Consider the following 15,391-nt stretch of genomic DNA (forward strand, 5'->3'; position numbering starts at 1 on the left):
AAGTATCTCACTTTTATATGATATTTTTGGGGTGTTACTTATTTTATTTCTTTAGCAGAGCCAGCAAGTTCAGCTAATGCATCGTGATCATTAATCGTGATGTATTTTCCTTTAACTGTCAGCATTTCAGTCTTTTGGAAACGTCCCAATAAGCGACTGATTGTTTCTACTGTTAAGCCTAAGTAATTACCGATATCACCACGAGTCATGGTTAATCGGAATTCTCTTGGAGAGAAACCACGTTGATGAAAACGAGTTGATAAATTATATAAGAAAGCGGCTAAACGTTCTTCTGCGTTCTTTTTTGAAAGCAGTAGAATCATTTCTTGATCGCCTTTAATTTCGTTACTCATTAAACGCATGATTTGTTGACGAAGTTTCGGCATTTTACCTGATAGGTCATCAAGGATTTCATAAGGTATTTCACATACCATTGACGTTTCTAAGGCTTGAGCAAAGCTTGGATGCTCAGCATCAGTAATTGCATCAAAACCTACTAAATCACCAGCTAAGTGAAAAGCGGTAATTTGCTCATCGCCTTGCTCTGTAATTGTGTAACTTTTGATTGTGCCTGAACGAATAGCATATAAAGAACGTAATTCATCACCTGCTTTAAAAAGCTCTTGGCCTTTTTGAATAGGTTTCTTACGCTCAATGATTTCATCCAACTGATCTAATTCTGATTCATTTAATGTGAATGGAATACATAGCTGACTAATACTACAATCTTGGCAGTGAATAGCACAACCGCCTGACTGGATTCGTTTGTTTGCTGAGTTATCTGACATCATCTCATTCAATGCTCTTATAATTGATATAAGTCAATTTTAGCATTAACCTGTCCAAAAGTGGTAGCATAAAAACAAAACTATGCAAAAAAATTATAATTAGTTTAATTGATCTATAGCAATAGATATCGTATGAAGCCCATAAACTAATAATAATAAGCCACTTATGTTTTTTGTTACCTTATGATTTAACCATGATTTTAGTGTTTGAGCTCCTAGCCCTACGAGAAACATAGCGGGAAGAGTACCTAAACCAAAAGCCACCATAATAAGAGCGCCATTAATAGCACCTCCAGAAACGGCTGCCCAACTTAATGTTGAATAGACTAATCCGCAAGGTAACCATCCCCATAAGAACCCAAAAGGAATAGCATGAAAGGGGGTTTTTAAAGGGAGTAACCGTTTTGTTAGAGGAGACAAATATTGCCAAAGTTTCTTGCCTATAACTTCAATATAAACCAGACCTTTCCACCAGTTCCCGATATAAAAGGCAAGTAAACACATCAGTAGACCCGCAAGAATACGTAAGTAAACTAGTGCACTATAACTTCCTGATGTTGATGCAATAGAGAAGAAGAACCCACCAATCAAGAAACCAAAAATAGAGTAGGAGCAAATTCTACCAAGGTTATAAAGTAGGATGAATGACCAGCGAGGATAGCTTGTTTTCGCAGTATTCATGGAAATAACAGCTGAAATACCACCGCACATACCTATGCAGTGGCCCGCTCCCATTAACCCAATAATAAAGGCCCCAATAAAATCAATGTTCATCTTTTTTCTTTTTTATTGGTGTATCTTCGTCAAACAAGATTTCAGTCCCTTGACGGTCAAGATCTTCAAATTGATCGCTTTTTACTGCCCAAATGAAAACAGCAACAGCGACACATACCAACATAATTGCGATTGGAATTAATAAATATAAACTAGCCATTTTCTTTTAATAACCTAAGAGAATTAGAGACAACAATAATAGAACTACCAGACATTCCTACAACAGCAATATAAGGAGCAACTAATCCCATAACCGCTAATGGTAATATAATGGCATTATAACCTAAAGCCCACGCTAAATTCTCACGTATGATTTTTCGTGTCTTCATCGCCAGTTTTCGAGCTTCAATAAGTCGAGAAAGGTTATCACCAAGAAGAATCATATCCGCCGAGGCTTTTGCTACATCAGTTCCTGAGCCCATTGCAATTGATAGATGAGCACCTGCGAGGGTCGGGGCATCATTTATACCATCACCAACCATTAGACTGACTTCTTGTTTAGGTAGTGATTTTAAATAATCTAACTTGCCTTGTGGTGTCGCACCTGAGACAACTTCATCTATATCTAATGCTTTTGCCACTCGTTCAACAGAAGAACTGCTGTCGCCAGTGAGCATCGTTATTTTTATGCCTAAGTGGTGTAGTGATTGAATTAAGGCTTGGCTCTCTTGGCGAATTGGATCATCCAGTACAAAAGCAGCAACCGCTTGTCCATTTTTAGACAACCAAACTTGATAATCTTGATGGTTTTCTAATCTACAATCTTGTGCGGCAAACGCTTTATGTCCAATTTTCCATTCATCATTACCAATATAACCTTTTAAGCCTGAACCGATTATGTTCTCAACACGATCAAAATAGGTTTGATTTGCGTCTCTGTAGTGTGAAAAAGCACGAGCAATAGGGTGATTTGCAAAAGACTCTAACTCAGAAGCAATGGTCTTTGATTCATCGATTGTTATATCACCAAAGGCATGCGTTTCTGTTAGGCGAATATTACCCTCGGTTAGCGTACCTGTTTTATCAATAACTAAGCGATTTACTTTGCATAATGTTTCTAAAACATGCCCCCTACGAAGCATAAGACCTAACTGAGCTAATCGAGATGTTGAGCAAGTAATCGCTGTTGGTGTTGCTAATGATAAGGCACAAGGACAAGTTGCAACTAATACAGAAAGCATGATCCAAAAAGCGTCATCAGGCTTGGTTTCATGCCAATAGAACCAGGTGAAAGCTGAAATAATCAAGATACCAGCCACAAAATAGCGAGCGACTAAGTCTGCAATCTCTGCCACTTTAGGTTTCGACATTTGAGCTTCATCTTGTAATTTAACAATATTAGATATTAATGAATCAGCTTTGGTTTTCGTTACTTCTATGGTTAGATTTCCATCGCCATTAATCGTCCCGGCATAAACTGGATTGGTTTCTGTTTTAGCGACAGGCATTGATTCGCCCGTAAACATTGATTCATCAATCGCACTGCAACCAGACAGTACAATACCATCAGCGGGTAAGTGTTCTCCTGGTGGAACAATTACGGTATCACCAACATCGAGTGTTCTAGCTGGTACTTTTTTACCTGATGTTAATGTCGCCATTACAGGAATTAATTTTAATAGATTACCAGTAATGGCTGCGGCCTTACGACGAGCTCGCATTTCTAAAAATCGACCAAGTAACAAGAAGAAAGTAAACATGGCAACTGATTCAAAAAAAACTTCGCCTGTTTCAGTCACGGTTGCAACAACACTGGCAAAATAGGCAAATAACATTGCGATCGAAACGGGAACATCCATTCCTAGCGTTCTCGCTTTTAAACTGCGCCAAGCATTCATATAAAATGGCAGTGCCGAATACAGCATCACTGGCGTTGCAAACACTAAACTAACGTATCGAAGGTAGTTTCTAAATTCAGCATCTAGATCTCCGAATACCTCTAAGTACAATGCCACAGCAAGCATCATTACTTGCATTGTAGCTAATCCAGCAACGCCTAATCGATATAGGTATTGTTTCATTGAACGATGGTATTCTTCTTCTTGCTTATCTGCTTCAAATGGCGCCGCTTTATATCCTAATTGGTGAATAAGAGTAAGAAGGGTGCTTAATTTTGTTTCTTCTGGATTCCAACTTAGCAAAGCGCGATGGGTCGAGGTATTTACTTTGATTTGATGAATCCCTTTTGCATTAGCAAGTTGTTTTTCAATTAACCAAGCACAGGCCGCACAAGATACACCATCAAGTGACAATGTCACTTCTTTGAAGTTGTCGTTAGTTCGTATAAATTCTTTTTGGATCTCACTATGGTCATAGTGCGCTAATGCTTTTAATTGTTCTGGGACTAAATCTGCTTTATCGGCAGGGGCCGTACGATATTGATAATATGAAGAGAGCCCATTCTCTACAATAGTTTGCGCTACTGATTCACAGCCTGGGCAACACATATCACGAGTTTGACCTAAAATATCAACTTGAAAGTGTGAACCGGAAGGTACAGGTTCACTGCAGTGGTAACAATCCTTCGACATAGGGTCTGCTTGCCTTATTTATTTGCCTAGTGGGAAAAAATCTTCGGTAGGGAAATTAGTGCGACCTTGGATCATCCATGCGCTATCGTGAGGTAATAATTCGATAAACCAAGGGCCAGTTAAAGGATCTTCTAGCTGAATCCGATAAATACTTTTCGCATCAGAGGTTAGTACTTGAGAAAAATCGTGATTTGGTAAAGTACGGTGAGTAAAAATAGCTTTAATTGCTGGGTTATGTTCGAGCTTTCCTTTGTCTAATTGGATTTCAATTGTATTACCAACAGAGCGAACTTTTGCAAAAATAGAGAGTTCTTGAGCCACTTTTATTTTAGAAAGATCGACATTAATCGCCTTTCCTTTTTTGTAGTAATCTTCAGCAACCAGATCAACATCATTTTCGACGAACAAAACAAAGGTAGTAATACAAGCGACAACAACAGTACCTGGGAGGATGATGAGAAACCAAGGCCAAAACTGCTTATACCAAGGTTGAGACATAGTAATAATTCCTATTAAAAATCTTTCTATAAGTGTTGATTATGTTGAAAGATATACGGCAAAAAGATGAGTTTAGAACGTGTTTTTATAAAATAGAAAAAGCCCCTGAACATACAGGAGCTGTTGTTTCTATTACTTGTTGCTTAGGCTCCAGACATAAGCTGAAAGAAGTTGAACTTTCTCTTCACCTAATACGTCTTTCCATGCAGGCATAACACCTTGACGGCCATTAGTTACTGTTTCAGTAACGGCTGCACGAGAATCGCCAAATAACCAATCATTGTCAGTGAGATCAGGAGCACCTAACGCAGGGTTTCCTTTACCATCCGTACCATGACATGCTGCACAAACGATAAATCGTTGTTTACCGGCAGCGGCATCTTTAGCATTAACTTTACGACCTGATAGGCTAAGTGTGTAGCTAACTACTTCTTCTACGCCATCAGCACCTAAAGCATCTCCCCAAGCTGGCATGTTACCAATACGACCATTCATAATGGTTGTTTTGATTGCTTGCGGTTCTCCACCATATAACCATGCGTTATCGGTTAGGTTAGGGAAACCAATCATGCCTCTTGCATCTGAACTATGACATTGAGAACAGTTTTGTAAGAATAAACGTTGACCCACTTTTAGTGCATCTTCATCATTTGCAATATCAGTAATAGCTCTAAACTCAGACGTTCCTGGCTTATATGCAAGTTTAGAGAATGTTTCACCAAAGCTTGTATTTGCATCGTCTAATTCACGAGCAAATTGGTCTAACGTTTTATCTTTATGAGCACGTTCAATCGATGCTCGTGATTCTTCAACTGTTCGAACGGTTTGATCTGAACTCGTCCAACCTAATACGCCTTTAAAGTTGCCTAATCCTGGGTAAAGAATTAAATAAACAACCGCAAAAACGATTGTTGCCCAGAACATATAAGACCACCATTTTGGTAATGGGTTATTTAGCTCACGAATACCATCGTATTCATGACCCATGTCTTCACCTTCTTCAACGCCTGTTGTATTTTTCAGACAAAAACGAAGAAGTAAACCACAACCTATTAGCGTACCAATGGTAATGACACTTATCCAGAGACTCCAAAAAGTACTCATTATTTTTCGACTCCTGTCTTAAGTTGGCTTGAAGTACTATTTTCTTCTTCATCAGCAAAAATCAAATTAGCTGCTTCTTCAAAGCGTGTCTTTTGTTTTTTACTGTATGCCCAGAAAATAATGCCTACCATGCTTAAAAACAGAATAACTGTCCAAATTGCATGAATAGTTCCAGCGTCCATAGGGACCTCCTTACTTCATTGCGTGGCCAAGAGACTGAAGGTAAGCAATAAGTGCATCCATTTCAGTCTTGCCTTTAACCGCTTCAGATGCATTTTTAACATCATCTTCAGTGTATGGAACACCAAAGTTATTACGGAAAATGGCAATTTTCTTCGATGTTAATTCACCGTCAAGCACGTTCTCAGCTAACCAAGGGAAGCCAGGCATGTTTGATTCAGGAACTACATCACGAGGATTCATTAAGTGAACACGATGCCACTCATCAGAGTATCGATCACCAACTCGAGCTAGATCAGGACCTGTACGTTTAGAACCCCATAGAAATGGATGTTCCCAAACACTTTCACCAGCAACTGAATAATGACCGTAACGTTCCGTTTCTGCACGGAATGGGCGGATCATTTGACTGTGACAAACATTACAACCTTCACGGATGTAGATATCACGGCCTTCCATTTCTAGAGGAGTATAAACTCGTAGGTTCTCAACAGGTTCTGTTGTCTGTTTTTGAAATATTAGTGGAGTGATCTCTACTAACGCACCAAAACTGATAGCAACAATAACCAATACAGCGAGGAGACCAACATTTTTTTCTATGATTTCATGACGATTAGAACTCATAATCTGATCTCCTTATTGTGCCGGTTGAGGGATAGCTTTTAGGCTGTTCTTCGGAGCTGAAATTGTTTTATATGCGTTGAACGCAAGTAAGAACATTCCTGATAAGAAGATTAAGCCGCCTAAAAAGCGAACAAAATAGAATGGGTAAGAGGCTTCTAACGACTCAACAAAGCTATACGTCAATGTGCCATCTGCATTTACTGCACGCCACATTAGACCTTGCATTACACCTGAAATCCACATCGCTACAATGTAAAGAACCGTACCGATAGTCGCTAACCAGAAATGAACATTGATTAGTGAGACAGAGTACATACGCTCTTGGCCAAATAGCTTAGGAATTAAATGGTATAGAGAACCAATTGAAACCATCGCAACCCAACCTAACGCACCAGAGTGAACATGACCGATAGTCCAGTCAGTATAATGAGATAGGGCGTTTACAGATTTAATTGCCATCATTGGACCTTCAAAGGTAGACATACCATAGAAAGACAGAGATACAATTAAGAATCGAAGAATAGGGTCATAACGAAGTTTATGCCAAGCACCAGACAGTGTCATTATACCATTGATCATGCCACCCCAAGATGGTGCGAATAGAACTAATGACATAACCATACCTAGTGACTGAGTCCAGTCAGGTAAAGCTGTGTAATGTAAATGGTGAGGACCGGCCCAGATATAAAGTGATACTAATGCCCAGAAGTGAACAATAGATAAACGGTAAGAATATACAGGACGTTCCGCTTGTTTTGGTACGAAGTAATACATCATACCTAAGAAACCAGCAGTCAGTAGGAAACCTACTGCATTATGGCCGTACCACCATTGAACCATTGCATCAACAGCACCAGAATAAATCGAATATGATTTACCTAGTGATACTGGAACAGCAAGACTATTCACAATATGAAGAACCGCAACGGTTAAAATGAATGCTCCAAAGAACCAGTTTGCAACGTAGATGTGAGATGTCTTACGTTTAAATAAGGTTCCAAAGAAAACGATAGCGTACGCAACCCAAACTAAAGTGATAGCGATATCAATCGGCCACTCTAATTCTGCATACTCTTTACCTGATGTCATACCTAGCGGCAATGTAATTGCTGCTGCTAAGATAATTGCTTGCCAACCCCAGAAGGTGAACGCAACTAATGGACCACCAAACAAACGTGTTTGACAAGTGCGCTGAACAACATAATAAGATGTTGCGAACAGGGCGCTTGTACCGAATGCGAAAATTACTGCATTAGTATGCAGAGGACGCAGACGGCTATACGTAAGCCATGGTGTGTCGAAATTAAGTTGCGGCCAAACTAACTGAGCGGCAATTAGTACACCCACACCCATGCCCACAATTCCCCATAGTATGGTTACTAAAGAGAACTGACGAACAACGGTATAGTTGTAGTTTTGTTCATGCTGCTGTACTTGGCTCATAATTGCATGCTTCCACTTTTATTATAACTACACTTTACTTTCCATAGTGCGAACAAATTGTTCGCAATGCCATCCAAAATTCCATCCCTAATAATTAGATTTGTGACCCTTTTATTTTGAAATATCCTTTTTTAATGCAAAAATGGCATTTTCGGCATTAATGATACTTCACTTCAAAAATGAATCATAGTTGATGCCCACAGTATATTTACGGTTAAGCAACATTTTTTCATTTTTTTTGAACTAGATAACACAGGTTTTTTCATCTATGGCTATAGAAAAGTTAACAGGTCCTCGTTTATATCAACTTATTTTCTTGTTAGTGGTATTAATCTCCGCGTTTACTTGGAGAACAATAACCTATGTCCCAACAAGTGATATGAGTCTAATAAGTGAGAATTTAAAGATTTGTGACATAACAAATCAAGCATGTATGTTGAATATTGATAATAATCAGATCATTATTGACGTACAAGAAAGACCAATTAAACAAAATTCTGAGATAACAGTATCAGTGGTTGGAACAGACTCTAAATGGAAAATGGAGGCAGAAGGAGTTGATATGAATATGGGAATATTGAAATTCAGCCCTCTAGAAACTGAAGAGAATATGCAATTGTATTCAGTTTTTGTACCAAAATGTAAACATAATGAAATGAAGTGGCAAATTAACTTATCTTCAGGGAATCGAGTGATAAATGTTATTTTTAATTCTAAAAAATAAATATTTTCAATATGTTATATAGATAAAGTATAAAAACTAATCGCTCGTATATAAAAAAACACTTTTAAAGCATAAGTAATAGTATTTGGAGCGATTATGAAGATAATTAGCAGTATTTCACAAAAAATAGACTCAAGAGTTGCAATCGAAGAATGCCTCATGGTTCTAGAAAAAGAGTTTACTGAACCAAGTATTATACTTTGTTATTTCACTGAAGAGCACAATGAAAAAATCATACTGTCTTTATTAAAGAAACAGTTTCCAAAGAGTAAAATCCACGGTTGCACTTCGTGTCAGGGAATTATGACTGATGATGGCTTTGCCTCAAACCGCGCACTTGCTGTCTGGGTACTTATTGACACAAAAAATGGGCGTTATGGTACAAGTATTAGTCAATATCAAAGCGTTGATACAGTTGAATCATTGACTATTAAACTTTTAGAATCTGCTATTTCTGATAGTGGGCGTGAAGGGGAACTGCCTGCATTGGTTCTCCTTCACGCTACATCCGGTCATGAAGAGAGTATTATTTCTACTATTGATGATTTCTTTGGTACTCCAGTACCGCTAATAGGTGGCACTGCCGCTGATAATCACAACAAAGGTAATTGGTGTATTTTTACTCAAGATAATGTTGTTAATTCTGGTATCTCTATTTCTGTTTTTTATCCCTCTTGCAAAGTATCTTATTCATTTCATTCTGGTTATGCTCCTTTTGATATTTCTGGAATTGCAACAAAAACAAATAAACGAACGCTTTACGAAATAGACAATAGGCCAATAGTCGAAGTCTATAAAGAGTGGACTCAAATGTCTGATTTAATAAATAAAGATCAAAATCTGTTAGAGCATATGGCTCAATACCCTTTAGGTAGGATTGCGGGTTATATGGATACTGTTCCTTATTTCAAACTGGCTCACCCAACAAAAATTACTCATGACGGTGGTATTGAGTGCTTTGCTGATATTAATGTTGGTGAAGAAATTCATATGATGTATGGAGAGAAAGACCAAATAATATCTCGTCCTCAGCGTGTTATTAACTCCGCAATAGGGTATCAGCAAATAAGTTTTGCTCCAATTGGAGGTATTAACATATTTTGTGCTGGATCTATGATGCATATTAAATCTTCAATGCTAGATGTTTGTGATTCTGTAAATGCTGCAATGCATGAGGCTCCCTTTATCTGTCCATTTACCTTTGGAGAACAAGGTAGATTTACGGGCGGAGAAAATGCACATGGAAACTTAATGGTTTCTACTGTTTTATTTCATTACTAATCAGGTATTTGTTTGTGAAAAATCACACGGAGAAAGAACAACTTCAAGAAATACGGTTAGAATTGAAACGAAGTAGAGCCCGTGAAGCCCACCTTCAAAAAGAGAACAGACTCATACTTAATGGGCTTTCTATCATTTCAGAAGCTCAAACAAAAGAACATATTTTCAATGGTTTACTTACTGTCATTAAAGAGTTTATTCCTTTTGATAATGCCCTTGTTTTATCATCTTCAGATACAAAAACTTTTTCTGTCCTCGCTTCTACAAATCCTTTATTTAACGAGGTCACTTGGCAATATAATGATCTTTTTTATCGGGCTTGTAATAATGAAACTATTGTTTTATTTAAGCCATCTCAAACGTATCAATTCTCTTTTGATTCAACAGAATTACAATCATATTTTACTTCTGTTGCTATTAGTGGAATAGAATCCCATTCAGGTTATGCGGTAATTATTTTAATGAGTTCTGATTTTGGTGTGTACTCCACATCAACAAAAGAAACGATGCAACGTTTTATGCCTCTTGTTGAAAGAGCCATTATTGATATTGATTATAAAGAGCGATTAAATTCATTAGTTGCAATTAAAACGAAAGAATTAAAATTAAGTAAAGAGCGCTTCCAAGATTTTGCTGAAACTGTAGGTGATTGGTTTTGGGAAACGGACCTTCAGTTTAATTTTACTTACTTATCAGATTCAAAGATTAATAGTGTCCCGATTTTATCCCGTAATCTATTCACGTTAATTAATGATGATTCACTGATCTCTATAATAAAATCAGCCAGAGCTAATAAGATCTCATTTAATGAAATTGAGTGGTGTCCTGATATTTTTCACAATCAAATTTGGTTTAGCTTAAGTGGAACTCCATTTTTTGATGAACTTGGTAATTTGCTTGGGTACAGAGGTACTGTTAAAGATATCTCTGTAAGAAAAAGACGTATACGCGATATACAACAATCGAAAAGTGAGGCAGAAAAGGCAAACAAAGCGAAATCACAGTTCCTTGCAATGATGAGCCATGAAATACGAACACCATTAAATGCTATTCTTGGCTTAGTAGATATATTCCACGATAGTTCTTTATCTAAATCTCAAATCGAATGGCTTAACCAAATGGAAGGTTCAGCACAGTTACTATTAACAATTATTAGTGACGTATTAGATATATCAAGGATAGAAGCGGGTTCTTTTACTTTAGATGAACAACCTATTGATTTACTAAGCACAATCAATACCGCTGTTGATTTTTTTAAGGATAAAGTAGATAAAGATCTAATTACTTTAACTGTGACGGTGTCACATAATGTACCCATTTATGTATATGCAGATCCAACTCGAATAGCTCAAATTATATTTAACCTTGTTGGAAACGCGGTAAAGTTCACCAAAAAAGGGCTTATTTGTATTAATATTAATCAAATAGACCATGGCCTGACTTCAATATCCGTTTCTGATACCGGTATTGGTATTGGACAAAATGCATTGGACCAGTTATTTCAGCCATTCGTACAGGCAGATAGTTCAATTACTCGTCAATATGGAGGGACAGGATTAGGTTTGTCAATCATTAAGCACCTAACTGAGCTAATGGATGGCACAATTAAGGTCGAAAGTATCTTAAATGAAGGAACTGAGTTTATAGTTGCATTACCATTAAAAGCCATAACTCAACAGCAGGTAATAACCGTTAGTAAACAGCCAGATTTAGAGCGATTGAATTTAGCGATAAATAAAATACGAGTACTTGTTGCTGAAGATAATAAAGCTAATCAAGCAATTATTAAGTTGATGCTAGAAAGACAAGGTCATGAAGTTTATATCGTTAGTAATGGTGAAGAAGCTATTTTAGAAATAAAAAAAGAAACACTTCCAAGTTATGATTTAATTCTAATGGATGTATCGATGCCAATTAAAGATGGGATCACAGCAACTAAAGAATTGAGAGAGCTTGGAATAAGGTTACCTATAATTGCAATAACAGCTCACGCAATGAATGCAGAAAAGAAAATGTGTTTAGATGCTGGTATGGATGATTTTATTTCAAAGCCAATAAGAGCAATAGAATTAAAAAAACTATTAGTATCTCTAGATCTCTAAGCTAATATTCAATGAATAAATACGAAGTATTATTTAATGATTATTAGCTATTTTATGGTAAATACGATTATGGTTAAATTGATGCTTTAAAGGTTCTACTAAGAATAGGGAAGCATATCGAACGGGAACCTAACAAATACAAGACCTATTTAACATAAGATATATAATGCGCACTAAGGTGTCCAATCAATAAAAGAAGCAATCATCTGATAATTATACGTTTTAACCAATTATGCTGTTGTTTGTCATTATTAGGTTTGTATCCGTTTCTGCTTATGGCTAAACTAACATCATATTATACTTTTTGTTACCTTGTCACGATTTGAAGTTTCTCTTTCTTATCATCAACAAGTTAAGGCTATTTAATGAATTTTAAAAAACTAGTTTTACCGATTTTACTCTCCAGTGTCATGTTACTTTCTGGCTGTACTAGTTATTCCATTACTGAAAAAGAAATGACGGACTACCTTTCTGATGAGATTAATGTAGAAAAATCGGTGGGTATTCCTGGTTTTCTCTATGCGCAAGTTAATGTCGAAAATGTTGATGTGCATATTGGTCGTATTGATTCGAACCGAATCAGTATTTTCGCGAACACTACTGCTGAGATTCAAATGATGGATGAGATTAAACAGAATTTAAATTTAACGTTAGAATTTAGTGCAGTACCTGAATATGATAAAGATGCGGGAGAAATTTATTTAAAATTTTTGCGCTTAGAAAAATGTGAAGATAAAAATCAACAGCTCTCACCTGATATTATTACCTTACTAAAACCTGCAGTTTCTATGATTGGTTATGCATTATCAAATGAACCTGCTTATAAGTTAAGTTCTGATAAACTAAAAGAATCTTTGATTAAATCAGCTAAACCTAATCTAGTAATAAAAAATAACAAGCTCGTGATTGAGTTGTTTGATTAAATACACTTTTATTTAGTTATAGTGCTTTAGGTTTTGTACTCATAATGAGTTGCTAAGACAATGTTTAATTATTGCTTTAGCAATTCGTGTAGATCGGCTTTTAAAGATGATACGGTTTGACTCGCCTTTTCTGTTCTTGAAGCTTCGCTTAGTAAATATTCAATCGTATCAGAAAGTGTTGAATCAAGATCTTGAGCTCTAAGCGATAATTTTTCCCACACACGAAAATCTAAATCGATGGATTTCTTACGTGTATGCTCTTGTTCTGCATTAAAGTGACGTTTTCTTTTTGCACGAATTGCTTGCTTTAATTTATTTTCTAAATCAGCATTCATATGCTTTTGCATCCATTCAAGGGCTTTAACTGGCTCATGTTCTAATTTTAGAAACTCACCAACAAATTGTGCCTGTTCACTTGAATCGATATAACAAGTAATTGATTCTCCCATACGGTGTTTATTAAATAAATACATCCATTTCCAACCAGCTTCTAGGTTTTCAAGTTGTTGATATTTCATAGGTACACTCAGAGTAATGGGGGTTATATGGGTGACAGTGTAACCCTACTTATCAATTTCTTCAATAAAATAACTCTATAATGAGATTCAAGCCTAATTGACAATGTAACTACTGAAAAATCAGACGTATGTGGCTATGTCATGTATAATCGATTTTATTTTTTATTAATAAGTAAGCATGCAGTTAGACACACCATTTTTAATTACGCCGCAATATGATCATATTCAAGATGTATTGAATCAATCTCATCCAATTGACGCGCAATCCCCCTATTCTCTGCAGCCTAGACTAACGCAAGCTCTAGAGCGATTTTCTCACATAAATGGTGTGAATATACTTCAAATCAATGCATTAGATAATCATGTTTATCGTGAGTACGTAGCGAGTTGGTTAAAGATAAATGCTTCGAATCGCTTAGTAACTTCAGAAACAGCCCCTGTAATTATCGCAGAAAGTGCTTCAGAGATTGAACTTTTTGGTGTTTATCATAATAAAAGTGACGTATTAGAATCAGGATTATTACAAAAAGCTCATGGTGGTTTTTTAGTTATATCTCCAAGTATCTTACTTGCAAATCCAAGTTTATGGCCACGTTTAAAAAGCTTATTACAAGGATATTCAGTTACTATCCCCGCAAGTGATTCAAAGTCACCAATGCTTAAAACACATCATTTAACTGCAGATGTAAAGTTAATTATTGTGAGCGATCGTGCTCTGCTAGGTGAAATTGAACAACTAGAACCAGATTTACTTGCTGGTATGTCGATGTTTGCTGAATATGAGTTTGATACTAAAGTCTCTAATTATTCTATTTCTGCATACCAACAATTAGTTAACTCACTCATAATCAAACATAATCATTTACCATTAGAAAATGGTTCCGCTCTACTTCCATTATTAAAGTTGGGAGCTCGTGAGTGTGAAGACCAAACTCGAATTAATTTATGTTTATTATGGTTAAACGCAATATTAGCCAATGCCTCTTTATCTTCAGTATCACAAGAATATATTAATGCAGCTGATTTCAACCAATCATTTGATGATAAATATTATCTAGAATCTTATTTACCATCACGAGCATTAGACGATATTTTAGAGCAAAATATTTTCATTGAAACTGACGGTGAAAAAGTTGGTCAAATTAATGGCTTAACGGTTGTCTCTGTGCCTGGGCACCCTATTTCATATGGTGAGCCTTCACGTATATCTTGTGTCGTACATGTTGGTGATGGTGAGCTATCAGATGTAGAACGTAAGGTTGAGTTAGGCGGTGATTTACATGCCAAAGGTATGTTAATAATGCAAGCTTATATACTTAGCCAATTAAATACGCATGAGCCATTACCATTTACGGCCTCTATGGTGTTTGAACAATCTTATTGTGAAGTTGATGGTGATAGCGCAAGCTTAGCAGAGCTTTGTGCATTTTTAAGTGCACTATCAATAAAACCGATCAGTCAAAGCTTCGCAATTACCGGCTCAGTCGATCAATTCGGCATGGTACAACCTATTGGCGGCGTAAATGAAAAAATAGAAGCCTTCTTCCAGCTGTGTGAAAAACGTGGGTTAACAGGTGAACAAGGTGTTATTATCCCAGAAACAAATGGAATTAATCTTGTACTTTCAGACGATGTAATTCGTGCTGTTGAAGAAAAACAGTTTACTATTCATGGTATTAATCACGTAGAACAAGCTATTGAGCTATTAACTGGTTTACCATTACAATCTGAAGAACACGAATCAATTTTCTCTTTAATTGCCCAACATATTGAAGATGTTGAGCATAATCCAAACCAATGTTCAGCTCTATTATGTCGTATCAAGAACTGGTTTAACCAGCGCTGATCCGACTTGATAAGCGTACAAGTGTTCGCTAGAATCTCAGCAACTTATTTAGGAG

15 protein-coding genes are annotated in these 15,391 nt (G+C 36.6%); 5 read left to right on the forward strand and 10 right to left on the reverse strand.

All coding sequences use genetic code 11. From position 1 onward, the window contains the following. Positions 1-38: 38 nt before the first annotated feature. The 9 genes from BTO23_RS05105 to ccoN all read right to left on the reverse strand — a co-directional run bounded on the left by BTO23_RS05105 (position 39) and on the right by ccoN (position 7,942). Complete coding sequence (locus tag BTO23_RS05105) at positions 39-791, reverse strand: fumarate/nitrate reduction transcriptional regulator Fnr (protein ID WP_060990993.1); 753 nt, start codon at positions 789-791, stop codon at positions 39-41. Positions 792-887: 96 nt separating this feature from the next. Next, positions 888-1,562 carry a sulfite exporter TauE/SafE family protein gene (locus BTO23_RS05110; RefSeq protein WP_105063082.1) on the reverse strand — a complete coding sequence of 225 codons (675 nt, stop codon included), beginning with the start codon at positions 1,560-1,562 and terminating at the stop codon, positions 888-890. Continuing rightward, positions 1,552-1,722 (reverse strand): cbb3-type cytochrome oxidase assembly protein CcoS, encoded by a 171-nt coding sequence (gene ccoS, locus BTO23_RS05115; protein WP_105054718.1) that lies wholly within the window; start codon positions 1,720-1,722, stop codon positions 1,552-1,554. Before ccoS ends, BTO23_RS05110 begins: the two co-directional genes overlap by 11 nt. Then, positions 1,715-4,093, reverse strand: a complete 2,379-nt coding sequence (locus BTO23_RS05120; RefSeq protein ID WP_105063083.1) for a heavy metal translocating P-type ATPase — start codon at positions 4,091-4,093, stop codon at positions 1,715-1,717. Before BTO23_RS05120 ends, ccoS begins: the two co-directional genes overlap by 8 nt. An 18-nt stretch (positions 4,094-4,111) precedes the next feature. Then, on the reverse strand, positions 4,112-4,591 hold the full coding sequence (locus BTO23_RS05125; protein ID WP_105063084.1) for a FixH family protein: 480 nt from the start codon (positions 4,589-4,591) through the stop codon (positions 4,112-4,114). A 132-nt stretch (positions 4,592-4,723) separates the two neighbouring features. Then, a complete protein-coding gene (gene ccoP / locus BTO23_RS05130) occupies positions 4,724-5,695 on the reverse strand; it encodes a cytochrome-c oxidase, cbb3-type subunit III (RefSeq protein ID WP_060990988.1) in 972 nt (323 codons plus the stop codon). Continuing rightward, positions 5,695-5,877, reverse strand: a complete 183-nt coding sequence (locus tag BTO23_RS05135; protein ID WP_060990987.1) for a cbb3-type cytochrome oxidase subunit 3 — start codon at positions 5,875-5,877, stop codon at positions 5,695-5,697. Before BTO23_RS05135 ends, ccoP begins: the two co-directional genes overlap by 1 nt. A gap of 10 nt (positions 5,878-5,887) precedes the next feature. Further along, positions 5,888-6,499, reverse strand: a complete 612-nt coding sequence (ccoO, locus tag BTO23_RS05140; protein ID WP_060990986.1) for a cytochrome-c oxidase, cbb3-type subunit II — start codon at positions 6,497-6,499, stop codon at positions 5,888-5,890. A gap of 12 nt (positions 6,500-6,511) precedes the next feature. Continuing rightward, positions 6,512-7,942, reverse strand: coding sequence for a cytochrome-c oxidase, cbb3-type subunit I (gene ccoN, locus BTO23_RS05145; RefSeq protein ID WP_060990985.1), 1,431 nt, complete (start codon positions 7,940-7,942; stop codon positions 6,512-6,514). Positions 7,943-8,210: 268 nt separating this feature from the next. Here ccoN and BTO23_RS05150 point away from each other — a divergent pair, with 268 nt between their 5' ends. From BTO23_RS05150 to BTO23_RS05165, 4 genes are all read left to right on the forward strand, one after another. Beyond that, a complete protein-coding gene (locus BTO23_RS05150; RefSeq protein WP_060990984.1) occupies positions 8,211-8,666 on the forward strand; it encodes a hypothetical protein in 456 nt (151 codons plus the stop codon). Between the two features lie 96 nt (positions 8,667-8,762). Further along, entirely contained in the window at positions 8,763-9,947 is a 1,185-nt protein-coding gene (locus BTO23_RS05155) for an FIST signal transduction protein (protein WP_081091542.1), read from the forward strand. 14 nt (positions 9,948-9,961) lie between these two features. After that, entirely contained in the window at positions 9,962-12,049 is a 2,088-nt protein-coding gene (locus BTO23_RS05160) for a PAS domain-containing hybrid sensor histidine kinase/response regulator (protein ID WP_105063085.1), read from the forward strand. 365 nt (positions 12,050-12,414) lie between these two features. Next, positions 12,415-12,972: a YceB family lipoprotein gene (locus BTO23_RS05165; protein ID WP_105063086.1), complete on the forward strand. Its 558-nt coding sequence runs from the start codon at positions 12,415-12,417 to the stop codon at positions 12,970-12,972. A gap of 68 nt (positions 12,973-13,040) precedes the next feature. Here BTO23_RS05165 and matP read toward each other — a convergent pair whose 3' ends face one another. Then, positions 13,041-13,490 (reverse strand): macrodomain Ter protein MatP, encoded by a 450-nt coding sequence (matP, locus tag BTO23_RS05170; RefSeq protein WP_060990981.1) that lies wholly within the window; start codon positions 13,488-13,490, stop codon positions 13,041-13,043. A gap of 178 nt (positions 13,491-13,668) precedes the next feature. On the opposite strand from matP, the gene BTO23_RS05175 reads away from it, so the two are divergent. Then, positions 13,669-15,336, forward strand: a complete 1,668-nt coding sequence (locus BTO23_RS05175) for an AAA family ATPase (protein ID WP_061002345.1) — start codon at positions 13,669-13,671, stop codon at positions 15,334-15,336. Positions 15,337-15,391: the final 55 nt, after the last annotated feature.

Origin of the sequence: Aliivibrio sifiae (genome assembly GCF_002954715.1) — a bacterium.
Lineage (GTDB): Bacteria > Pseudomonadota > Gammaproteobacteria > Enterobacterales > Vibrionaceae > Aliivibrio > Aliivibrio sifiae.